Source organism: Arthrobacter sp. NEB 688 (assembly GCF_013201035.1).
GTDB lineage: Bacteria > Actinomycetota > Actinomycetes > Actinomycetales > Dermatophilaceae > Phycicoccus.
On the sequence record NZ_CP053707.1, the window covers coordinates 3,093,660 to 3,114,859 of the forward strand.

At 74.6% G+C, this 21,200-nt stretch carries 19 protein-coding genes and 1 tRNA gene; 6 read left to right on the forward strand and 14 right to left on the reverse strand.

What is annotated here, in order from left to right; all coding sequences use genetic code 11:
• Positions 1-48 precede the first annotated feature (48 nt).
• From HL663_RS14540 to HL663_RS14580, 9 genes are all read right to left on the reverse strand, one after another.
• Positions 49-990, reverse strand: coding sequence for a reverse transcriptase-like protein (locus HL663_RS14540; protein WP_173029035.1), 942 nt, complete (start codon positions 988-990; stop codon positions 49-51).
• Complete coding sequence (locus HL663_RS14545) at positions 987-1,727, reverse strand: zinc ribbon domain-containing protein (protein ID WP_173029036.1); 741 nt, start codon at positions 1,725-1,727, stop codon at positions 987-989. The genes HL663_RS14540 and HL663_RS14545 overlap by 4 nt, the downstream gene beginning before the upstream one ends.
• Positions 1,724-2,572, reverse strand: coding sequence for a Nif3-like dinuclear metal center hexameric protein (locus HL663_RS14550; RefSeq protein WP_173029037.1), 849 nt, complete (start codon positions 2,570-2,572; stop codon positions 1,724-1,726). The genes HL663_RS14545 and HL663_RS14550 overlap by 4 nt, the downstream gene beginning before the upstream one ends.
• Position 2,573: 1 nt before the next feature.
• Positions 2,574-2,646, reverse strand: a tRNA-Val gene (locus HL663_RS14555).
• A gap of 82 nt (positions 2,647-2,728) precedes the next feature.
• Positions 2,729-3,208 (reverse strand): peroxiredoxin, encoded by a 480-nt coding sequence (locus HL663_RS14560; RefSeq protein WP_173029038.1) that lies wholly within the window; start codon positions 3,206-3,208, stop codon positions 2,729-2,731.
• Between the two features lie 73 nt (positions 3,209-3,281).
• Entirely contained in the window at positions 3,282-3,722 is a 441-nt protein-coding gene (locus HL663_RS14565) for a DUF3052 domain-containing protein (RefSeq protein WP_173029039.1), read from the reverse strand.
• A 12-nt stretch (positions 3,723-3,734) separates the two neighbouring features.
• Positions 3,735-5,297 (reverse strand): PH domain-containing protein, encoded by a 1,563-nt coding sequence (locus tag HL663_RS14570; protein ID WP_173029040.1) that lies wholly within the window; start codon positions 5,295-5,297, stop codon positions 3,735-3,737.
• Positions 5,294-5,827 carry a PH domain-containing protein gene (locus HL663_RS14575; protein ID WP_286175668.1) on the reverse strand — a complete coding sequence of 178 codons (534 nt, stop codon included), beginning with the start codon at positions 5,825-5,827 and terminating at the stop codon, positions 5,294-5,296. The genes HL663_RS14570 and HL663_RS14575 overlap by 4 nt, the downstream gene beginning before the upstream one ends.
• A gap of 49 nt (positions 5,828-5,876) precedes the next feature.
• Positions 5,877-6,716 carry an alpha/beta fold hydrolase gene (locus HL663_RS14580; RefSeq protein ID WP_173029041.1) on the reverse strand — a complete coding sequence of 280 codons (840 nt, stop codon included), beginning with the start codon at positions 6,714-6,716 and terminating at the stop codon, positions 5,877-5,879.
• 88 nt (positions 6,717-6,804) lie between these two features.
• On the opposite strand from HL663_RS14580, the gene fdhD reads away from it, so the two are divergent.
• The 4 genes from fdhD (at position 6,805) to HL663_RS14600 (ending at position 12,935) form a co-directional block, all read left to right on the forward strand.
• Complete coding sequence (fdhD, locus tag HL663_RS14585; RefSeq protein ID WP_216842577.1) at positions 6,805-7,644, forward strand: formate dehydrogenase accessory sulfurtransferase FdhD; 840 nt, start codon at positions 6,805-6,807, stop codon at positions 7,642-7,644.
• A 124-nt stretch (positions 7,645-7,768) separates the two neighbouring features.
• Positions 7,769-10,552: a pyruvate dehydrogenase (acetyl-transferring), homodimeric type gene (aceE, locus tag HL663_RS14590; RefSeq protein WP_173029043.1), complete on the forward strand. Its 2,784-nt coding sequence runs from the start codon at positions 7,769-7,771 to the stop codon at positions 10,550-10,552.
• Between the two features lie 98 nt (positions 10,553-10,650).
• Positions 10,651-10,953 carry a thiamine-binding protein gene (locus HL663_RS14595; protein WP_173029044.1) on the forward strand — a complete coding sequence of 101 codons (303 nt, stop codon included), beginning with the start codon at positions 10,651-10,653 and terminating at the stop codon, positions 10,951-10,953.
• A gap of 116 nt (positions 10,954-11,069) precedes the next feature.
• Positions 11,070-12,935, forward strand: coding sequence for a carboxypeptidase-like regulatory domain-containing protein (locus HL663_RS14600; protein ID WP_173029045.1), 1,866 nt, complete (start codon positions 11,070-11,072; stop codon positions 12,933-12,935).
• Here the strand turns inward: HL663_RS14600 and HL663_RS14605 are convergent.
• Genes HL663_RS14605 through HL663_RS14625 form a run of 5 tightly spaced genes read right to left on the reverse strand, consistent with a single transcriptional unit; the run spans position 12,932 to position 18,302 of the window.
• Positions 12,932-13,861 (reverse strand): DUF4332 domain-containing protein, encoded by a 930-nt coding sequence (locus HL663_RS14605; protein WP_173029046.1) that lies wholly within the window; start codon positions 13,859-13,861, stop codon positions 12,932-12,934. The two genes, HL663_RS14600 and HL663_RS14605, sit on opposite strands and share 4 nt — an antisense overlap.
• Positions 13,858-14,280, reverse strand: coding sequence for a hypothetical protein (locus HL663_RS14610; protein ID WP_173029047.1), 423 nt, complete (start codon positions 14,278-14,280; stop codon positions 13,858-13,860). Before HL663_RS14610 ends, HL663_RS14605 begins: the two co-directional genes overlap by 4 nt.
• A gap of 2 nt (positions 14,281-14,282) precedes the next feature.
• The gene (locus HL663_RS14615; protein WP_173029048.1) at positions 14,283-15,140 is read right to left on the reverse strand and encodes a hypothetical protein; all 858 of its coding nucleotides are present in this window, start codon (positions 15,138-15,140) and stop codon (positions 14,283-14,285) included.
• Between the two features lie 14 nt (positions 15,141-15,154).
• Complete coding sequence (locus HL663_RS14620; protein ID WP_173029049.1) at positions 15,155-16,207, reverse strand: hypothetical protein; 1,053 nt, start codon at positions 16,205-16,207, stop codon at positions 15,155-15,157.
• 31 nt (positions 16,208-16,238) lie between these two features.
• Positions 16,239-18,302 carry a S8 family serine peptidase gene (locus tag HL663_RS14625; protein ID WP_173029050.1) on the reverse strand — a complete coding sequence of 688 codons (2,064 nt, stop codon included), beginning with the start codon at positions 18,300-18,302 and terminating at the stop codon, positions 16,239-16,241.
• Positions 18,303-18,375: 73 nt separating this feature from the next.
• Between HL663_RS14625 and argG the strand changes: the two genes are divergently transcribed.
• The gene (gene argG / locus HL663_RS14630) at positions 18,376-19,803 is read left to right on the forward strand and encodes an argininosuccinate synthase (protein WP_173029051.1); all 1,428 of its coding nucleotides are present in this window, start codon (positions 18,376-18,378) and stop codon (positions 19,801-19,803) included.
• A 169-nt stretch (positions 19,804-19,972) separates the two neighbouring features.
• Positions 19,973-21,151, forward strand: a complete 1,179-nt coding sequence (locus tag HL663_RS14635) for a PucR family transcriptional regulator (RefSeq protein ID WP_286175670.1) — start codon at positions 19,973-19,975, stop codon at positions 21,149-21,151.
• The last annotated feature ends 49 nt before the right edge of the window (positions 21,152-21,200 follow it).

The window sequence follows — 21,200 nt, forward strand, 5'->3', positions numbered from 1 at the left end:
TCCCTCAACCGTCGCCGACCGCCGACGGTGGCGCGCTAACGCGACCCCTCAGGTGCGGTTGGTGAAGGCGACCGAGACGTCGCCGTCGGTCCAGACCTCGACACCGGTCAGCGAGCCGGGCGCGGCCGCGAGCCGCTCGTGGCGCTCGGCCGGCATCCCGAGGACGTGCCCGAGCGCGGCCTGGACGACCGGGGCCGGGCAGACGACGACCGTCGTGCCGCCGCGCGAGACGACCCGCTCCCAGGCTCCGGAGGCGTCGTCCGCGGAGGCCCACGCCGAGTCGACGACGGCGTCGACACCGAGCGCGTCCCCGACCTCGGCGGCCGTCTCGGTCGAGGCGTCGGTCCCGGCCTCGAGGAGGCACCGGGGCGCGCCGCCGAGCAGGCGCTCGACGGCCCGCGCGGCCTGCTGCGCCGCGCCACCCTCGGCCTCGGTGACGAGCACGACCCGCACCGGGGTCCCGTCACGACGCGGCACCGGCGCGCACGCCGCACCGGAGGCGGACTCGGGCGCCGCCGCGGCGTCCGTCGCACCGCCGGTCGCCCCGCCCTCGTGGTCGCGGCGGACGGTCAGCCCGTCCATCCCGTCGTTGGAGAGGGCGTCGGCGTCCTTGTTCTCGGCGCGCGGGATCCACTCGTAGCGCACCGACCCTCCGGCGTCCTTGATGGCCTCGACGACGTCGCGCGCCTGCAGGGCCAGCCGACGCATGTCCTCGTGCTTGATCTTCCAGCGCCCGGCCATCTGCTCGACGACGAGCTTGGAGTCCATCCGGACGAGCACCCGGGCGCCGGGGTCGATCTCGTGGGCGGCGGTGAGGCCGGCGATGAGGCCGCGGTACTCGGCGACGTTGTTCGACGCCTTGCCGAGCGGCTCGGCGCGCTCGGCGAGCAACGCGCCGGTCTCGCCGTCGCGCACCAGCGCCCCGTACCCGGCGACGCCGGGGTTGCCGCGCGACCCGCCGTCGGCCTCGACGGTGAGCCGGCGGCTCACAGGCCGGACTCGGGCGTGCGCACGAGGATGCGGTTGCACTCCTCGCAGCGCAGCACCTCGTCCTCGTCGGCGGAGCGCAGGCGCTGGATCTCGACGGGGTTGAGCTCGAGCCGGCACCCGCCGCAGCGGCGCTGGTGCAGCGCGGCGGCGCCGGTGCCGCCGGAGCTCTTGCGGATCTTCTCGTAGAGGGCGACGAGGTCCTCCCCGACCTCGGCCACGACGGAGTCGCGCGGGGCGGCGACGTGGCCTGCCTCCTCGTCGAGACGCGCGAGCTCGCGGTCGCGCGCGGTCTCCAGCCCCGAGATGCGGGCCGTCAGCTCGCCCATCCCGCGCTCGAGCTCCTCGACGTCGTGCTCGGCGGCCTCGGCGCGCTCCATCACCTCGAGCTCGACCTCCTCGAGCTCGCCCTGCCGGCGGGAGAGGGAGACGATCTCGTGCTGGAGTGCCTGGAGGTCCTTCGCGCTGCCGGTGCCCGAGTCGAGCCGGGACTGGTCGCGCGCCGCGCGGTCGCGGACGAGCTGGACGTCGGCCTCGGCCTTGGCGACCTCGCGCTGGACGTCACCGAGCTCGGTGCGGGAGCGGACGAGCTGGTCCTCGAGGAGGCGGGCCTTGCCCCCGAGGTCCTCGAGCTCCGCGAGCTGGGGCAGGGTGCGACGTGCGTGCGCGATCTGGTCGAGCCGCGTGTCGATGGCCTGGAGGTCGAGCAGCCGCTGCTGACGGGACGACTCGGCTCTCACGGGGTACCTCCAAGGTCGGCACCGACGAGGAAGGTCCACGGGTCGGTGCGCACTGTGCTGATGTGGGTCTCCACCCTAGTCACGTCGTCCCCGAGGGCCGCACCCAGCGCCCGCTGCGCCCGGGCGAGCCAGAGCCACTCGCTCGCCCAGTGGCCGGCATCGACGACGTACGGGGGGCCGCCACGAGCCTCCTCGCGGGCCTCGAGGACCGGGTGGTGGCGCAGGTCGGCCGTCACGTACACGTCGGCGCCGCTGTCCCGCACCTCGTCGAACAGGTCGTCGCCGGACCCGCCGAGCAGGGCGACCCGGCGCACGAGGGCGTCCGGCGGGCCGGCGACCCGCACGCCGCCGGCGGTCGGCGGGAGGTGCCGCGCGAGCCCCTCGACGAAGGTGCGCAGCGGCAGCGCCTCGGGCAGGTCCCCGACCCGACCGAGGGCCTGGCCCTCGACGACGGCGAGGGCCTCGGTCGCGCCGAGCCCGCAGGCCTGCGCGAGGGCCTCGCAGACGCCCTCGGGCGCGACGTCGGCGTTGGTGTGCGCGACGTAGAGGGCGACGTCGCCGACGACGAGGCCCGTGACCGTCGCGCCCTTGGCCGAGGTCGTGGCGACGGAGTGCACGCCGCGCAGGAGCAGCGGGTGGTGGGTCAGGAGCAGGTCGGCCCCGAGGGCGCGCGCCTCCTCGACGACCGCGAGCGTCGGGTCGACGGCCAGGAGGATGCGGCGCACGGGCTGGTCGGGGTCGCCGGTCACGAGACCGACCCGGTCCCAGGACTGCGCGGTGGCCGGCGGGTAGAGGCGCTCGAGCACCTCGAGCACCTCGCGGAGGGTCAGGGCGTCGTCGCTCATGTGGGCCCGGCCGGGATCGAACCGACGACCGACGCGGTGTAAACGCGGCGCTCTACCAGCTGAGCTACAGGCCCCGGGCGGCGGGCCGCCGTGCGGCGCCACCGACCGCGCACATCATGGCAGGTCCGCGGCGCCGGCCCGGACGCCCGGCCGGGGTCAGCCCGCGAGGGCGGCGACGGCCGAGGGGATGGCGGTGAAGTCGCGCGGCTCCCCCGGGCCGTTGACGAGGGTCCAGGCCACCCGTCCGTCGCGCCCGACGAGGAAGGTGCCGCGCAGCGAGGCCCCGTTGGCCTCGTTGAGGACGCCGTAGGCGCGGGCGACCTCGCCGTGCGGCCACGCGTCGGAGAGCAGCGGGAAGAAGTAGCCCTGGATGTCCGCCCAGGCCCGGTTGCTGAACACCGCGTCGCACGAGACGCAGAGCACCTGGAGGTCGTCGGTGACGTACCGCTCGAGGTGGTCGCGGATCTCGTCGAGCTCACCGGTGCAGATCCCCGAGAACGCCCACGGGTAGAAGACGACCACGACGTTCTTCTGCGCCGTGAGCTCCGAGAGGGTCACCTCGGCGCCGTTCTGGTCGCGCAGCGAGAAGTCCGGGGCGACGTCGCCGACGGCGAGGGGGCTCGGAGCGGGGGTCATGCGTCCATCCTGCCAGTCGAGGGGCGGTCGTGGCCGACCGGTGACGAATACCCCCCTCGGTGTGCAACCCCCGTCAGCGTCGTGCCGCGCCCTTCGGGGCGACGAGCTTGTGGGCCCGCCAGCCGCCGGACGCGTTGTACGTCCCCGCGAGGTGGAGACCGGCCGTCACGGCCGCCTCGTCGATCTCGGTCGGGTCGACCTCGCCCCCGTCGCGCGGGGTGAGCAGGACGACGAAGCCGCCCTCCTCGAGGACGCCGACCATGTCGACGAGCGCGTCGCCGAGGTCTCCGTCCTCCTCGCGGAACCAGAGCAGGACGGCATCGGCGGCGCCGGTGTACTCGTCGTCCTCGAGCTCGCCGCCGCAGGCCGTCTCGACGGCGACGCGCAGCGCCTCGTCGACGTCGGCGTCCCAGCCGAACTCCTGGACGACCTGCTCGGGGGCGAAGCCGAGTCGCTCGACGGCTCCGGGGGCGCTGGACCCGGGGTCTACCGGGGGCGGCGTCGGGGTGTTCACGGTGTCAACCTCTCACGTTCGGGGCTCGTTCTGGGGAAAGTCCACCAACGGCGCGTGGCCGGGTGCAAGGGGGTGCCCGGCGAGCCGGCGCGCGTCACGGGCCCGACGCCCGACGAGCTCGAGGAGCTCCTCGGCCGCGTCCTGCCGCAGGTGGGGGACGCCGGGCCCCACCGGGCCGGGCGTCGAGACGAGCCGGGCGCTGGCGAGGCCGAGCCGCGCCTGGAGCGGCCCCTGGGCCAGGCCGAGGGACTGGATGCGGGCGTGCGGCACGACGGTGGTGCGGCGGGTGAAGCGGCCGGTGCGCAGGTAGACGGCGTGGGCGGCGAGGGCGTAGCCGGTGCGCCGCCAGCTCCAGGGGTCGAGCCAGCGCGCGACCCGCGGCGGCCCCACCCATCCGGGCTCTCCCCCGTCGCCGTGCAGTGCCTCGAGGAGGACCGGGTCCTCGGGGTGGACGCCGAGCGCGCCGAGGACGGCGAGCGCCTCGTCGGCCGTGCCGACGGGCAGCATCACGGTCTCGTCGTCGTCGTTGTCGCCGCCGTGGACCCCCGCGACGTTGACGCGCACGCGCCACCACCCCCAGGGGCGCCACCACAGCGGCTGGAGCACCTCGACGGCCTGGACGCGGTGGACGGGCACGGTCGAGACGCGCAGGTCGGTCAGGCCGTGGCGTACGCGCAGGGCGGTGCCGGTGCGGGCGATGGAGAAGTTGCCGTGGACGAGGAGCTCCTTGACCCGGCTCACGCCGAGGCCGAAGACGACCGGCAGGAGGGCCGGGGCGCCGGCGAGGACGGCGAGCCCCGCCTCGGCGACCCCGACCGTGACGGCCGCCCCGAGGAGCACCAGCCCGAGGACGATCGTCGAGCCGTGGAGGATCGTCGCGACGAAGAGGCGCCCGTTGGGCACCACGACGAGCGCCGCGGGCTCGGCCGCCGGGCGGCGCACCGCGGGGTCCAGCCCGTCGGGCGCCGGGGCCCCGGGCGCCGGGGCGAGGTCGTGCCCCGGCCGGACAGCCTCGTCGGAGCGCCCGGCGAGGTCGAGCAGGTGGGCGCGGACCTCCTCGGCGCGGTCGGCGCCGAGGAAGGCGAGGGTCAGGTGCGAGTCCGAGCCGCCGGCCGACTGGACGACGACCTGGCTGAGCCCGACGAGCCGCGCGAGCAGCGGCCGGGTGGTCTCGACCGCCTGGACGCGCTCGAGCCGGACCTGGCGGTGCTGGCGGAAGAGGACGCCCGTGCGCAGCTCGACCTGGCCGGCGGCGACCCGGAAGCGCGAGAAGCGCCAGCTGACCCAGCCCACGCCGGCGACCGCGGCGATGACGACGACGAGCGCGGCGAGCGCGATGAGGGGGTGGCTCGTCCACGCGAGCTCGTAGTCGGCGCCGGGGTCGGGCTCGGCCGTGGGGTCCAGCGAGCCGAGGACGGAGTCGACGAGCCGGCTGACCCCGTAGCCGAGGACGGCGATGAGCACGACGCCGCCGCGCAGCAGCGGCGAGAGCGGGTGCAGCCGCTGCCAGCCGTCCCCGTCCTCCCCGTCGTGCCCCGCCGCGACCGGGCCGGGCGCTCCCCCCGGTGTCGTCACAGACCGGCTCGCTGCGTCTCGCCGCGGGCGGCCAGCCGGGCGCGCAGGGCCTCGGCCTCCTCGGTGGGCAGTCCGGGCAGGGAGCCGCCGCTCTCGGGCGAGGCGGTGTGGATCTCGCACGAGGCGATGCCGAAGGCGCGGGCCAGCGGCCCGGACTGGATGTCGACGTACTGCAGGCGCCCGTAGGGGACGCTCACGAGGCTGCGGAAGAGGCGTCCCTTGCGGATGACGAGCTCCTCGTCGAGCTCGACCCACGAGATGGCGCTGACCTGGCGGCCGACGAGCCAGGCGACCCACCCGCCGACGAGCACGAGCGCGAGGGTGCCGAGCCACACCCACGGGGTGACGAGCAGGGCGACGACGACCGTCGCGAGGAGCGGCACGACGAGCACGAGACCGAGCGTGATGAGCCGGACCGTCGCGAGCTGCGGGGCCACCGTCCGCCACGGCAGGTCGCCACCGCGCAGGGTGACGGGACCGGAGGGCGCGCCGGGGTCGGCGGTCACGGCGGGCGGCGGGATGTCGGGCACGCGCCCAGTCTGCCCCAGCGCCCCGACGGGCTCCCGGGACCCCGGCCGCTCAGGGCGCGCCGAGGAAGTCCGTGACGAGCCGGGCGAAGGCGTCGGCGTGCTCGATCTGGGTCCAGTGGCCGCAGCGCCCGAAGACGTGCAGGCGGCTGTCGTCGACCAGCCGGAGCAGCCGCAGCGAGCTCTCGAGCGGGATGACGCGGTCGTCCCGGCCGTGGACGAGCAGCGTCCGGTGCCGGATGCCCCGGAGCTGCTCCTCGGGGGTCGCGAGCCGGTCGACGCCCTCCTGCCGGGGCGCGGGGAACATCGCCGCGAACGACTCCTGCACGCCCGGTCTCACCGAGGCCGCGTGGCGCATCCGGGCGAGCTCGTCGGTGGCCAGCGAGCGGTCGAACGCGAAGAGGTCGAGCAGGTCGCGCATCGCGGCGACGGACGGCTCGTAGCCCCACACCCGGTCCAGGCCCTCGGTGATCGGGAAGGACACGCCGGCCGAGCCCATGAGGACCAGCCGCTCCACGCGCTCGGGTGCGTGGACGGCGAGCGAGAGCGCCAGGGCGCCGCCGAAGCTGTTGCCCACGACCGAGACCCGCTCCAGCCCGAGCGCGTCGAGGAAGCCGAGCAGGTGCCCGCGCCAGGCGTCGAGCGTGAACGGGAAGCCGTCCGGGCGGTCGGTGTACCCGAACCCGACGACGTCCGGCGCCACGACGTCGAAGCGCTCCGCGAGCGCCGGCAGGACCGGGCGCCAGTTCGCGAACGCGCTGACGCCCGGCCCCGAGCCGTGGACGAGCAGCAGGGGCGGTCCGTCCCCCGCGCGGTGGTAGTTGGTGCCGATGCCGTCGACGTCGACCCGCAGGCCGACCTCTGGCGGGGTCGTGGTCTCCGTCGCGCTCACGCCGTCGACGCTAGGCCGGGGGCCGTCGGCGGGGCACCCGGTGTTCCGCTCCGCGCAACGCCGGCGGCCGGTGTGCTCGAATGGGGCCGTGGGACGGGTGACGACACGGGTGCCGCGGACGCGGGTGGACCTCGGCCGCGCCCTCGTCGACCGTCGGCCCGACACGGTCGCCGTCGAGGAGCCGCTCGAGGTCCGCGTCGACGGTCAGCCGGTGACGACGACGATGCGCACCCCCGGCGACGACTTCGACCTCGCGCTCGGCCACCTGCTGACGGAGGGCATGGTCGCCTCCGCCCACGACGTCGCGACGATGATGCACTGCACCGACGTCGGCCCCGACGGCTCGCCGACCTTCAACGTCGTCGAGGCCGCCCTCTCCCCCGGCGTCTCCCTCCTGCGCCCGGCCCGCGAGCGCACCGAGACGATGACGAGCGCCTGCGGCGTGTGCGGGTCGGCCTCCCTCGACGCCGTGCGCACCGCGAGCCGCTTCGACGTCGCCGCCGACACCGTGCGGGTCGAGGCGTCCGTCCTCGCCGGCCTGCCCGACGCGCTGCGCACCCACCAGGCGACGTTCGAGCGCACCGGCGGCGTCCACGCGGCCGGCATCGCCGACGCCGACGGCACCCTGCTGGCCGTCCGCGAGGACGTGGGCCGGCACAACGCCGTCGACAAGGTGATCGGCGGGCTGGCCCGCGAGCGCGAGCTGCCCCTCGCCGGGAGCGTCCTCGTCGTCAGCGCCCGCGCGAGCTTCGAGATCGTCCAGAAGGCGGCCGTCGCGGGCATCCCCGTCGTCGTCGCGGTCGGCGCCGCCACCTCGCTGGCGGTCGAGCTCGCGGCCGACGCGGGCATCACCCTCGCGGCCTTCGCGCGGGAGGGGCGCATCTCGCTCTACACGCGCCCGGACCGCGTGCCCGACCCCACGGCGTGACCTGCGGCTGGACGTACCGTCCAGTAGCCCGACCCGGATGTGACGCGGGCCGCGCGAGGGTGAAGGATGGGTGGTCCGGCCCCCGACCGGGGCACGGAACCGCGAGAGCTGAAAGGACGTGCGCGTGGCCCTCCACGAAGACGTCGGCCCCATCCTCAACGGCATCCCGACGCACCTGCCGGACATCGACCCGGGCGAGACCGAGGAGTGGCTCGCCAGCCTCGACGCCGTCATCGACGGTCCGGGCCGGATGCGCGCCCGCTACCTGATGCTCCGCCTCCTCGAGCGGGCGCGGTCGATGCAGGTGGGCGTCCCGTCGCTGACGACGACCGACTACGTCAACACGATCGGCCCCGAGCAGGAGCCCTGGTTCCCCGGCGACGAGGACACCGAGCGCCGCTTCCGCGCCCTCCTGCGCTGGAACGCCGCGATGGTCGTGCACCGCGCGCAGAAGCCCGGCATCGGGGTCGGCGGCCACATCTCGACGTACGCGTCGGCCGCGACGCTCTACGAGGTGGGCATGAACCACTTCTTCCGCGGCAAGGACCACCCGGGCGGCGGCGACCACGTCTTCTTCCAGGGCCACGCCTCCCCCGGCATGTACGCCCGCGCCTTCCTCGAGGGCCGGATCAGTGCCGACCGCCTCGACGGCTTCCGCCAGGAGCACAGCCACGTCGTCGACGGCGCGCCGCTCGCGCTCCCCAGCTACCCGCACCCGCGCCTCATGTCGGACTTCTGGGAGTTCCCGACCGTGTCGATGGGCCTGGGCCCGATGAACGCGATCTACCAGGCGCAGTTCGACAAGTACCTCCACAACCGCGGCATCAAGGACACGAGCCAGCAGCACACGTGGGCCTTCCTCGGCGACGGCGAGATGGACGAGCCCGAGTCGCGCGGCGCCCTGCAGATCGCGGCGCAGGAGGAGCTCGACAACCTGACCTTCGTCGTCAACTGCAACCTCCAGCGCCTCGACGGCCCGGTGCGCGGCAACGGCAAGATCGTCCAGGAGCTCGAGGCGTACTTCCGCGGCGCCGGCTGGAACGTCATCAAGGTCGTGTGGGGTCGCGGCTGGGACCCGCTGCTCGCCGCCGACGGCGACGGCGCCCTCGTGCACCTCATGAACTCGACGTCGGACGGCGACTACCAGACCTTCCGCGCCAACGACGGCAAGTACGTCCGCGACCACTTCTTCGCGCGCGACCCGCGCACCCGCAAGATGGTCGCCGACTGGTCCGACGAGGACATCTGGTGGAAGCTCAAGCGCGGCGGCCACGACTACCGCAAGGTGTACGCCGCCTACAAGGCCGCCGTCGAGCACGCCGGGCAGCCGACCGTCATCCTCGCGAAGACGATCAAGGGCTACGGCCTCGGCACCTCGTTCGCCGGCCGCAACGCGACGCACCAGATGAAGAAGTTCACGCTCGACGACCTCAAGAAGCTGCGTGACTCGCTCAACATCCCGGTCACCGACGAGCAGCTCGAGAAGGACCCGTACAACGCGCCGTACTTCCACCCCGGCGCCGACGACGAGGTCATCCAGTACGCGATGGAGCGCCGCGCCAAGCTCGGTGGCGGTGTGCCGGAGCGTCGTTCGACGCACGTCCCGATCCACCTGCCCGACGACTCCGCCTACGCGCAGGTCAAGAAGGGCTCCGGCAAGCAGCAGGTCGCCACGACGATGGCGTTCGTCCGGCTGCTCAAGGACCTCATGCGCGACAAGGAGTTCGGCAAGCGGATCGTGCCGATCATCCCGGACGAGGCGCGCACCTTCGGGATGGACAGCTTCTTCTCGACGATCAAGATCTACAACCCGCACGGCCAGCGCTACACGCCGGTCGACGCGGAGCTGATGCTCGCCTACCGCGAGGCCAAGGACGGCCAGATCCTCCACCTCGGCATCAACGAGGGCGGGTCGATGTCGGCGTTCACGGCGTCGGGCACGTCGTACGCGACGCACGGCGAGCCGATGATCCCGATCTACGTCTTCTACTCGATGTTCGGCTTCCAGCGCACCGGTGACTCGGTGTGGGCCGCGGCCGACCAGATGACGCGCGGCTTCCTCATCGGCGCCACCGCCGGCCGCACGACGCTGACCGGCGAGGGCATGCAGCACGCCGACGGCCACAGCCCGCTGCTGGCGTCGACGAACACCGCCGTCGTGCACTACGACCCGGCGTTCGCCTACGAGATCGCGCACATCATGCAGGACGGCCTGCACCGGATGTACGGCACCGACGAGTCGCTGACCGACGACGAGCGCAACGTCATCTACTACCTGACGGTCTACAACGAGCCGCTGTCGCAGCCGGCCGAGCCCGAGAACCTCGACCGCGAGGGCCTGCTCAAGGGCATGTACCTCTACGCCGAGGGCTCGACCGAGGGCATCGGTGACGACGCCCCGCGCGTGCAGCTGCTCGCGTCGGGTGTCGGGATGCCGTGGGCCCTCGAGGCCCAGGAGCTGCTGCGCAACGACTGGCACGTCGCCGCCGACGTGTGGTCGGTGACGTCGTGGAACGAGCTGCGGCGTGACGGGCTGCGCTGCGACGAGGCGAAGTTCCTCCACCCGGAGCAGGAGGCGCCCACCCCGTGGGTCACCTCGCAGCTGTCCGGGCGGCAGGGTCCGGTCCTCGCGGTGTCCGACTACATGCGGGCGGTGCAGGACCAGATCGCGCAGTGGGTGCCCGGCGACTTCTCCTCGCTCGGCGCCGACGGCTTCGGCTTCTCGGACACCCGCCCCGCGGCCCGTCGCTACTTCCACATCGACGGCCCGTCGATGGCGGTGCGCGCCCTCCAGGTGCTCGCCGAGCGCGGCGAGGTCGAGGCGTCCGTCCCGGCCGAGGCGGCCAAGCGCTACCGCCTGCACGACGTGACCGCCGGCGCGTCCGGCAACGAGGGCGGCGACAGCTGACCGTCCCACCCGTCGAGTGAACAGGACACGCCGCCCGCGCACCGTCGCGGGCGGCGTGTTCTCTACTCTCGACGGGTGAGCACACCAGGAGCAGCCCGATGATCGTCGCCTTCAGCATCGCCCCCGCGAGCCCGGACGAGACCGGCTCCTACGCCGAGGCCGTCGCGGAGGCGGTCGGCATCGTCCGGGCCTCCGGCCTCCCCCACGAGACGAACGCGATGTTCACCAACCTCGAGGGCGAGTGGGACGAGGTGTTCGGCGTGCTCAAGCGGTGCACCGAGGCGATGACCGCGCGCCACCCGCGCGTCTCGCTCGTCGTCAAGGCCGACGTCCGGCCCGGCCACACGGGGATGCTCACCTCCAAGGTGCAGCGCATCGACGAGGTCCTCGGCGAGGGCTGAGCCCCCGCTCGCTGCGAGTTCTCGCAACGGCCGTACCGGGGTGTCGGCCGGCGCTGCTAGTTTCCGGTCGCCGAGCCCGTCCGGGCCGGTCCCGACCGTCCCCGGAGGCCCCCGCCGTGCGCGTCCGCTCCGTTCTCGCCGCCGTCGCCGCGGCTTCCCTCTCCGCCGGGCTGCTCACCGCGGCGCCCGCCTCCGCCGCCGGCACCGGGCTGGAGGGCACCGTGCTCGACGACGCCGGCGCCCCCGTCTCGACCTGCGTCTCGGCCTACGACGTCGAGGGCTCCTACGTCGACTCCACGTGCACCGACGAGGCGGGCCGCTGGGCCCTGCCCGGGCTCGCCGACGGCGGCTACCGGCTCGAGGTCTCCGGCACCGACACCCTGGTCGGCGAGTGGTTCGACGACGCCACCGACCTCGACTCCGCCACCCCGGTGGACGCTCCCGGGGTCGCCGACACCGTGCTGGCCACCGGTGCGCGCGTCGGCGGCACCTTCACCGACGCCGACGGCGCGCCGGCGCCGTGGGTCGACGTCCAGGTGACCGACCCGCAGGGCGACGTGCTGCCCGGGGGGTCGACCTCCACCGACCAGGACGGCACGTGGAGCACGCTCGTGCCGCCGGGCCCGGTCGTCGTCCACTTCACGAGCTGGCCCGTCGAGCAGTGGGCCCACCAGAAGACCTCCCTCGAGGACGCTGACGTGCTCGACGCGGTGGCCGGCGCCACGACCACCGTCGACGACAGCCTCATCCGCGTCCCGAAGATCACCGGCACCGTGACCGACCCGACCGGCAAGCCGCTGCCCGGCATCTGCGCCAGCCTCCTCGACGAGGCCGCCTACGAGGCCGGCAACGACTACGGCAACGGGTGCACCGACGCGGACGGCCGCTACGAGATCACCCCGTGGGGCGCCACCACCGGAGGCCTCACCGTCTTCTTCCGCGACAGCACCGAGCGGCCCGTCTACGCTCCGGAGTTCGCCGGCGGCGCATACCGGGTCGACCGCGCCGCCACCGTGCCCACCGGCACCGACCAGGTGGTCGACGCGCAGCTCGCGAAGGGCGGGGTCTTCACCGGCCGCGTCGCCACCCGCGCCGGCGACACGAGCATCAAGGGCGTCTGCCCCTCCGTGTGGCGCGACCGCTCGGCCCGGCTGTTCTACGGCTACGGCGCGCGCTGCAGCACCAAGGACGGCACCTACCGCGTCACCGCGCTGCCGCCCGGCTCCTTCACCGTGCGGTTCGACCCCGACCGGTCCTCGTCGTTCGTCGAGCAGTGGTACCGCGACGCGTCCACCCAGCGCTCCGCCGAGCTCGTCGCGGTCAAGCTCGGCCGCACGACCACCCTGCGGACCCAGCGGTTCGTCGAGGGCGGGCAGGTGAGCGGCGTCGTCACCGACCCGGCCGGCCGCCCGGTGGCGGGGGCCTGGGTCTACGTCGGTGGTCGCAACCCCGGCCGGGCCGGGCCGGGCGAGGGTCGCTTCAACGCCCGGACGGACGCGCGCGGCCGCTACACCGCGACGGCCCCGGCCGGCACCACGACCCCGCTCGTCATGCCCCCGGGTGACGCCGACCTCGCGCCCCAGTGGTCCGGCGGCGCCCGCACGAGCGCCACCGCCACGCCCGTCACGGTCCGCACGCGGCAGACCGTGCGCCTGGACTTCCACCTCGTGCCCGGCGCGACGATCGCCGGCGAGGTCGTCCTCGGCCCGGGGACGCCGGCCGCCTCGACCTACGTCGCCGGCCAGGTGTTCACCGGCTCCGGCGACTACATCGGCGACTTCGACGCCGGCTCGTTCAACGACCACCGGATCAGCGCACGTCAGCTCCCCGCCGGGAGGCTCGTCATCCGGGCCGACGTCCTCGACGAGTCCACCGGCACGTCGCGCGAGGTGTGGTTCGACGGGGCGACGAGCCGCGCCGACGCCACGCGCATCCCGACCCGGTCGGGGGCGACGACGACCATCCGCTGGGCGCTGCCCTAGCCGGTCGGGGAGGCCGTCACCGCGGCGGCGGCCTCCACCCAGCGGGTGGCCTCGGCGAGGCTCGGTGTCGTGCCGAGCGCCCGCCGGGGCCGCGCCGCGACCCGGTAGCGCTCGACGAGGTCGGCCGGGTCGGCGGCCGCCAGCGCGGCGACGTCGGTGATGCCCGCGTCGTGCAGCACCGCGGCATTCGTCCGGTCGACGCCCGGCACGCCGAGCAGACCGGCCAGGACGGTGAACCGGCCGAGCTCCTCGCGGTCGACCCCGAGCAGGCTGACGAGGCTCGCCGAGGCCGTCGCCCGGGTCGCGAGCCGGGCGAACCCGCTCGTCGTCGTCACGTGCGCGCCCCGCAGCGTCGCTACCTGGGCGTCGGTCAGGCCGTCGATCTCCTCGACCGGGCGGTCGGTGACCAAGGCGGCGGGCGCCTCGTCGGGCGGCGGCTTCGGGACGGGGACGACGGTCATCGAGACGGTCGAGAGCGCGGCGGCGTTGACCTGCTCGCCCGGGCGGACGAACTGGAAGCCGATGGTGCCGACGGCGGTGACGTCGACGTGCACCCTGGACTCGAGGGTGAACTCGCGCACGGCGAAGTTCGAGGTGGCGTTGCCCATCGTGCCGAGCCGCTCGGCGATGCCGTCGAGCGCGTGCTGCAGGCCGTCGGCGAGGTCGTCGGACGAGCGCGGCGGGTCGGCGAGCGCGGCGAGCCTCTCCTCGAGCGCGGCGTTCTCGGCGCGCACGGACGCGAGCTCGCCGCGGAGGGCGTCGACGATCTTCTCGAGGTTCTCGCCGGAGGTGGCGGCGTCGGCGCCGGTCACGGGGGTGAAGACGCCGGTGATGCCGTCGACGGTCACGAGGCGGTCGAGGCCGATGCGCTCGAGCGCGGCCAGGCGCGCGGGGTCGAGCGTCGTGCGGACCGGGGGTGGGGTCATGGCGACGGGGGTCCTTCCTCGGTCGCCGGGAGCGGGGTCGGGGCGACGCGCTGGGGGGTCAGGGTGAGCCGGACGCGGGTGCCGGCGGCGGAGCGGTACCCGTAGACGCCGACCGTCACCGGGTTGACCGTGCGGCAGAGCAGGCGGGTGCGGGCGGGGCCGCCGTCGTCGGACGCGACCCGGACGGCCTCCGTCGAGAGCTCGAGGTCGACCGACGCCTCGTCGAACGCGTACCAGAGCGGCGGCAGCGCGAGGCTGCCCGGTGCGGCGGCGGCGTACTCCGCGGCCCGGGCTCGGGCGTGCTCGTCGAGGAGGTCCTGCGCCTCGACGACGGCGGTGACCGTGCCCGCGAGGAGGGCACCCAGCTCGGTCTGCCGGGTGCCGCTCCCCGCGGTCGGCGAGGGGTCGCCGGTGGCCACGGTCAGAACGTGACGGTCGTGGACTCGGAGACGATGCCCTTGCGGACCGCGACGACGACGTCGACCGGGGTGCGGTCGGCGGCGTCGTCGACGAAGGTCCGCGTCAGGAGGATCGTCAGCTGCCCGTCGCCGTCGGTCTGGTCGACACCCCCGACGTACTCCCACGCCACGCCGGCGGAGTCGACGGCGAGCGTCTTGCCCGGGATCGGGTCGCCGTCGGCGTTCTCGTAGGTGACGACGACCTCCATCGTCCGCGACTGGACGGGCGGTCCGCCGACGTCCGTGATGGGGCCGGCGTCGATGCTGATCGACGGGCCGACGACCGCCTGGCGCGGGCGCGGCACGCCGATGTCGTGGCGCGGCTCGAGGATGGCGTTCATCCGCAGGAGGCCGACCGAGCTCTCGGAGCGGTAGCGCGAGTCGACGTGCGCCTGCGTGGAGTCGTACTGGAAGTTGTTGTAGCCCCCGCCGAAGATCAGGCCGATGCCGGCCTGGCCGTGCGAGTCGGTGTTGGCATGCGCGTAGGTGTCGCTCGACTGGGTCGTCGAGAACTGCGTGGCCGAGAACCGACCCTGCAGCCGCACCTGCTTCCACTCGTAGAGCACGGGGTCGACGACGTCGATGAGCGGCAGCTTCTGGGTGAAGGTCTGCGCGCCCGTCACGGTGCCGTTGTCGTCGTACTCGACCTCCTGCACCGCGATGACGTCGACGAGGGTCTGCGACAGCGCGGACGTGGTGTCCGCGGCGGTCCTGTTGAGCTCCTGCTGGGTGCTGGCGACGGCCTGCCCGGTGAGCCGGACGAGGTCGCCGAAGGCCATGCCGGCGGTGTTCAGCTGGCCGCTGACGTCGGTGTCTGCCATGGGAATCGCCTCTCTCAGATCGTGAGCGCGTAGCTCTGGCTCATCGCGCCGAGGCGGGCGACGAGGGTGACCGAGGCACCGGCGGCGCCGGCGTTCGGGACGTTGCGGGTGACGGTGACGAGCACCTGGCCCTGCGCGTTGGTGCTGTTGCCGGTGAACGGCGCGGTGGTCGAGAAGCTGGTGCGCAGCCCCCCGGCCTCGATCCGCAGCGGCACACCGGGGTTGACGTCGCCACCGGCCTTGCGGACGCTGACGACGACGTCGACGGAGCGGTTGACCCCGGCGCCGGCGACGGCGGTCTCCTTGACCGGCCCCTGCGAGAACACGACCTGCGGGCCGATGGCCACCTGGCTCGGCACGGGCAGCTTGCCCGTCGTGCGCGGGCCGAGGATGGCGTCCAGCCGCACCTCGCCGGAGGACCAGCTGGCCTCCTGCTCGTGCGAGGTCCGCACGTCCTGCGTGTTCTCGTAGCCGTACTCGTAGTTGACCCCGAGGAAGCCCCAGAACAGGCCCGCTCCCCCGACGCCGCCGCCGGACTGCTTGGCGCTGAAGGTCAGCCCGTCGCTCTCGTTGAAGGCGCCGCACGAGAGGTCCATCGAGAGCGCGACGCGCTTCCACTCGTGCACGGTCGGCATGAAGAAGTTGAGGACCGACAGGTCGGTGCTCACGAGCTCGGTGTCCGCGGCGACCGGGAGGCCGTCGTCGTCGAGGTGCTGGATGACGTCGGTGACGACCGTGATGTTGGTGTCGGCGAGCTCGTTGACCGTGTCGATGACGCCCTGGTCGAGCGCGGCCTGGGAGTCCGCGACCCCGAGGCCGATGGACTTGAGGACGTCCCCGAAGGTCGGGGCGACGGCCCGCAGCTGCCCGCTGACGTCGGCGGCCGCGACGCCGGCACCGAGGCCGGCGGGGGCGCCGAGGCCGGCGAGGGCCGCGGCGGGCGCCGGGACGACGGGAGCCGCGGTGCGCGGCGCCGGGGTCACCGGGACGGTGTTGGTGCGTTCGCGCTCGGGCGTGCGGGCCCGGGCGGCCGTCTTGGCCGGACGGCGGCGGGTGGTGCTGGCCATGGTGGCTCTCCTTGCGGTGGGTGGGGTGAGGTCAGCCCGCCGGCCACGTCCTGACGACGAGGGCGTAGGGCTGCGGCCCCTGGGGGATGTTCGCGCCGTGGACGGCGAGCACCCAGGTGCCGCCGGCCAGCCCGCCGACGTCGACGACCTCGACCGTGTTCACGCGGTCGGGGACGCCGGGCCGGTCGGGTCGGCCGGGCTCGTGGTTGCCGTGGACCGGCGGCGACGCAGGGAGGGGTCCGGTGAGCGAGAGGTCGAGGTCGCAGACGAGCCGCTCCCCCGGGAGGTCGTACCAGCACAGGACGGCACGCAGCCGCCCGCCGTCGGGCACGGGCACCCGGAAGCTGCGGGTGCCGCCGGTACGCAGCGCGCGCGAGGCCGTGGCGTTCTCGAGGATGCGCACCCGGCTGCCGTCGGCCGGCGCGGGCAGGGAGCCGTCGACGTCGACCCGGCCGTGCCCGCACCAGCGCGGGTCCTCGGGGCGCGAGCCGTCGCGGCTGCGGACAGGGGCGGCCCCGACGACGAGCAGCGCCTTGAGCGCCGGGCCGGACGGCGCGTGCCCGCCCCGGTGCCGGCGCCATCCCTGGCGCACGAGGGCCACGGCGCCGGCGGCGGCCGCGACGGCGGCGCTCGTGCCACCGTCGACGACGTAGTGGGGGGCCGGAGAGGCGAGCCCCCAGCCGCGGCCGGTGGCGACGGTCGAGCGCGGGCCGACGAGGTTGGTGCCGGGGGCGCAGAGGTCGGGCTTGCGGCGGCCGTCCTGCGTCGGGCCGGACGCCGACAGCGGGGCCATCCGGTCGGGCTGCCCGCTCGTCGCGTCGCTCCGGTCCCGGGCGTCGGCGAATCGCCGGCCCTCGGTCTGCAGCCGGTCCCAGGTGCCGGGGAACCCGTTCGGCGCCGACCCCTCGGTGGCGCCGACGGTGAGCACGTTCTTGGCGCTGGCCGGCGACTCGACCGACCCCGGGTCGGCCACCCGGTCGCCGCCTCGGTCCGAGCCGCCGTTGCCCGCGGCGACGAGGAGCACCGACTCGGGGTGCTCGCGCAGGAAGAGGTCGGCCTCGAAGGCGTCGTTGTCGTAGGCGCCCGCGGCCGGCGTGCCCCACGCCGCCACCTGGATGCGCGCCCCGCGTCGGCGGCCGTCGTCGAACAGCTCGCGCAGGTCGGTCGGGCGCCCCGCGAGCACGTGCCGCGACGGGCCGACCTCGGGGTGCCCGGGCGCGACGTCGACGAACTGCTCGATGGCCTCGACGACGACCTCGGCCCCGGGGGCGACGCCGCGGTTGCGACCACCGCTCTGCGCCCCGTCCCCCGCGAGCACGCCGGTGACGAAGGTGCCGTGCCCGCTCGCGACGTCGGCCGGGCCGTCGTCCGCGCCGGGGTTGGTGACGTAGGGCGTCCAGGACGGCCCGAGGGGCCAGGAGCGCAGGTGGCGCAGTCGGCCGCGCAGGTCGGGGACGGCCGTGCGCGGGTCGCCGGTGTCGAACCCGGTGTCGCACACGGCGACCACCTCGCCCTCGCCGTCGAGGTCGTCGCGCCACGTCCCCGCCTCGGCCCAGCCGAGGTCCGGCGCGAGGCCGGCCGTCGCGGCGCGCGGCAGCCGGGGGCGCTCGACGAGCTTGACCCCGACGAGGTCCCGGACCGGGGCGGGGTCGCCGGGCCACTCGATGCGCACCTTGCTGCGGCCCTGGTCCAGCACGGTGGCGCCGAGGGTCCGCAGCCGCGCGACGACGAGCGGGCGCACGGCGTGCGAGAAGCAGACGACGTCGAGCCAGGCCCGGCCCGGGCCGTCGGGCGGTGGGGCGAGGCGCCTCTGGCAGAGCCGCTCGTCGTAGGGCACGAAGCCGACGACGAACGGGAGCCGCGCGACCGCGTCGGCCACCGTGTCGCGCTGGACGGTGAGGCAGGCACCCCGGGGCGGGCACCAGAAGGCGACCTCGGCGCCGGCGCGGTGCAGCGCGGGAGCCCAGTGCGCCAGCACGGGGCCGGCGAGACGGGCCACGACGCGCGGGCCGGACCCCCGTCGCCGGGCGCCGTCCGGCACCTCGACGGGGACGCCGTTGACATGGACCGCAGCGGGTCGCGAGGGAGTGGCCACGACGGGAGGAGCCGCGGACCCCCGCTCCTGATACGAGTTTGGATGTATGCAGTGTTCTGTATATCCTTGCACCATGTCCAAGGTCCTCACGTCCCTGCCCGTCGGCGAGCGCGTCGGCATCGCCTTCTCCGGGGGTCTCGACACCTCCGTCGCGGTCGCGTGGATGCGCGAGAAGGGTGCGATCCCCTGCACCTACACCGCCGACCTCGGCCAGTACGACGAGCCCGAGATCGAGACCGTCCCCGACCGCGCCGGCCAGTACGGCGCCGAGGTCGCGCGCCTCGTGGACTGCCGCGCGGCGCTCGTCGAGGAGGGCCTGTCGGCCATCGCCTGCGGCGCGTTCCACATCCGCACCGGCGGGCGGACCTACTTCAACACCACGCCGCTCGGGCGGGCGGTCACCGGCACCCTCCTCGTGCGCGCCATGCAGGCCGACGACGTCGAGATCTGGGGCGACGGGTCGACCTTCAAGGGCAACGACATCGAGCGCTTCTACCGCTACGGGCTCCTCGCCAACCCGAACCTGCGCGTCTACAAGCCGTGGCTGGACGCCGACTTCGTCCACGAGCTCGGCGGCCGCCACGAGATGAGCGCCTGGCTCACCCAGCGCGACCTGCCCTACCGGCAGAGCCAGGAGAAGGCGTACTCGACCGACGCCAACATCTGGGGCGCGACGCACGAGGCCAAGACGCTCGAGCACCTCGAGGAGTCGATGGAGGTCGTCGAGCCGATCATGGGCGTGCGCTTCTGGGACCCCGCCGTCGCCATCGAGCCCGAGGACGTGACGATCGCGTTCAAGGAGGGTCGCCCCGTCGCCATCAACGGCAAGGCGCTCGACCCCGTCGCGCTCGTCCACGAGGCCAACACCATCGGCGGCCGGCACGGCATCGGGATGTCGGACCAGATCGAGAACCGGATCATCGAGGCCAAGTCGCGCGGCATCTACGAGGCGCCGGGCATGGCGCTGCTGCACGTCGCCTACGAGCGGCTGCTCAACGCGGTGCACAACGAGGACACGATCGCGAACTACCACAACGAGGGTCGCCGCCTCGGCCGGCTGCTCTACGAGGGCCGCTGGCTCGACCCGCAGAGCCTCATGCTCCGCGAGGCCATCCAGCGCTGGATCGCCTCGGTCGTCACCGGCCAGGTCACGCTGCGGCTGCGGCGCGGCGAGGACTACTCCCTCGTCGACACCCGCGGCGAGAACTTCAGCTACCACCCGGACAAGCTGTCGATGGAGCGCGTCGAGAACGCCGCCTTCGGCCCGCAGGACCGGATCGGCCAGCTGACGATGCGCAACCTCGACATCGCCGACAGCCGCGCCAAGCTCGAGCTCTACGCCGAGCAGCCGAACGACCAGGGCCAGCTCCTCGTCGAGAACGGCACCCTGTTCGGCGAGCTGCCCGCCGGTGGCTACGACCGGATCACCGACAACCCGCAGGCGTCCGGCGAGGCCGAGCAGGCGCTCGACCACGCGGCGATGGAGTCCGGCACCGACTGACCCCTCCCGCCCCCACGTCTCGGGGTCACCCCGAGACGTGCACGAGACCCAAGATCCGTTCCGGGGTCTCGTGGGCGTCCCGGGCCCCGAGGTCCGCCGGGCCTGCCGCGCCGGATGCTCCCGCCGCGTGCGACGCCCCTTGTCCGGGCCGCACAAATAGACTCACGGGATGCCGCCGACCGCCTCGCAGGACACCCGCGCCCGGGTCGCCCGGGCCGCCGGCGACCTCGGCGCCGCCGCGGTGCGCCAGATGGAGACCGACCACGAGTGGTTCCGTGCCCTGAGCGCCGAGAACCGCTCGTGGGTCGGCCTCGTCGCGCAGGCCGGCATCACGAGCTTCATCGACTGGTTCGGCGGCGACCAGGAGCGGGCGCCGGCCACCGCCGACGTCTTCGGCACCGCCCCGCGGGAGCTGACCCGCTCGATCAGCCTCGCCCAGACCCTCGACCTGCTGCGCACGAGCATCGGCGTCGTCGAGCGCGAGATCGCCGGCATCGCCGCCCCCGGCGAGGGCGACCTCGCCCGCGAGGCCGTCCTGCGCTACAGCCGCGAGGTCGCCTTCGCCGCGGCCGAGGTCTACGCCGAGGCGGCCGAGGCGCGCGGCGCCTGGGACGCCCGCCTGGAGTCGCTCGTCGTCGACGCCGTCATCCGCGGCGAGGCCGACGAGTCGATGCAGTCGCGGGCCGCCGCGCTCGGCTGGGGGGCGGTCAGCGGCGTCGCCGTCGTCGTCGGCTCGACCCCCTCCGGTGCCACCGGACCCGTGCTCGGCGAGCTGCACCGCACGGCCCGCCGTCGCGGGGTCGAGCTGCTCGTCGCCATCCACGGGCCGCGGGTGGTCTGCATCGGCGGTGGCGTCCAGGACCCGGTCGCCCTCGCGAAGACCCTCGACCCCCACCTCGGCGCCGGCCCGCTCGTCGTCGGCCCGACCGTGCCGCACCTCTTCGCCGCCGGCCGCTCGGCCCGGGCGGCGATCTCCGGCCACACCGCGGCGCCGGCCTGGCCGGGGGCCCCGCGCCCGGTCCTCGCCGACGACCTCCTCGCCGAGCGGGCGCTCATCGGCGACCTCCCGGCCCGCAACGCCCTCGCGGCCCGGATCGTCCGCCCGCTCCTCGAGCCCAGCGGCGGGTCGCTGCTCGAGACCGCGCAGGCCTGGCTCGACGGCGGGCTCGGCGTCGAGGGCACGGCGCGCGCGCTCATCGTCCACCCGAACACCGTGCGCTACCGGCTCCAGGGCATCGCCAGGGCCACCGGCTACGACCTGACCGACGCGCACGACGCCCAGACCGTCCGGCTCGCCCTGGCCTTCCACCGCCTCGGCCCGGCGGGGCGCACGCCCACCCGACCCTGAGCAGAACCTGACGGCTTTTGTGGGGATCCCACAAGACGCGCCCGGCAGG

Excerpts from the sequence above, each read along its gene's own strand:
- HL663_RS14620 (WP_173029049.1), bottom strand. The coding sequence starts at position 16,207 with ATGGCCAGCACCACCCGCCGCCGTCCGGCCAAGACGGCCGCCCGGGCC.
- argG (WP_173029051.1), top strand. The coding sequence starts at position 18,376 with ATGTCCAAGGTCCTCACGTCCCTGCCCGTCGGCGAGCGCGTCGGCATC.
- HL663_RS14635 (WP_286175670.1), top strand. The coding sequence starts at position 19,973 with ATGCCGCCGACCGCCTCGCAGGACACCCGCGCCCGGGTCGCCCGGGCC.
- HL663_RS14605 (WP_173029046.1), bottom strand. The coding sequence starts at position 13,861 with ATGACCCCACCCCCGGTCCGCACGACGCTCGACCCCGCGCGCCTGGCC.
- HL663_RS14595 (WP_173029044.1), top strand. The coding sequence starts at position 10,651 with ATGATCGTCGCCTTCAGCATCGCCCCCGCGAGCCCGGACGAGACCGGC.
- HL663_RS14615 (WP_173029048.1), bottom strand. The coding sequence starts at position 15,140 with ATGGCAGACACCGACGTCAGCGGCCAGCTGAACACCGCCGGCATGGCC.
- HL663_RS14550 (WP_173029037.1), bottom strand. The coding sequence starts at position 2,572 with ATGAGCGACGACGCCCTGACCCTCCGCGAGGTGCTCGAGGTGCTCGAG.
- HL663_RS14560 (WP_173029038.1), bottom strand. The coding sequence starts at position 3,208 with ATGACCCCCGCTCCGAGCCCCCTCGCCGTCGGCGACGTCGCCCCGGAC.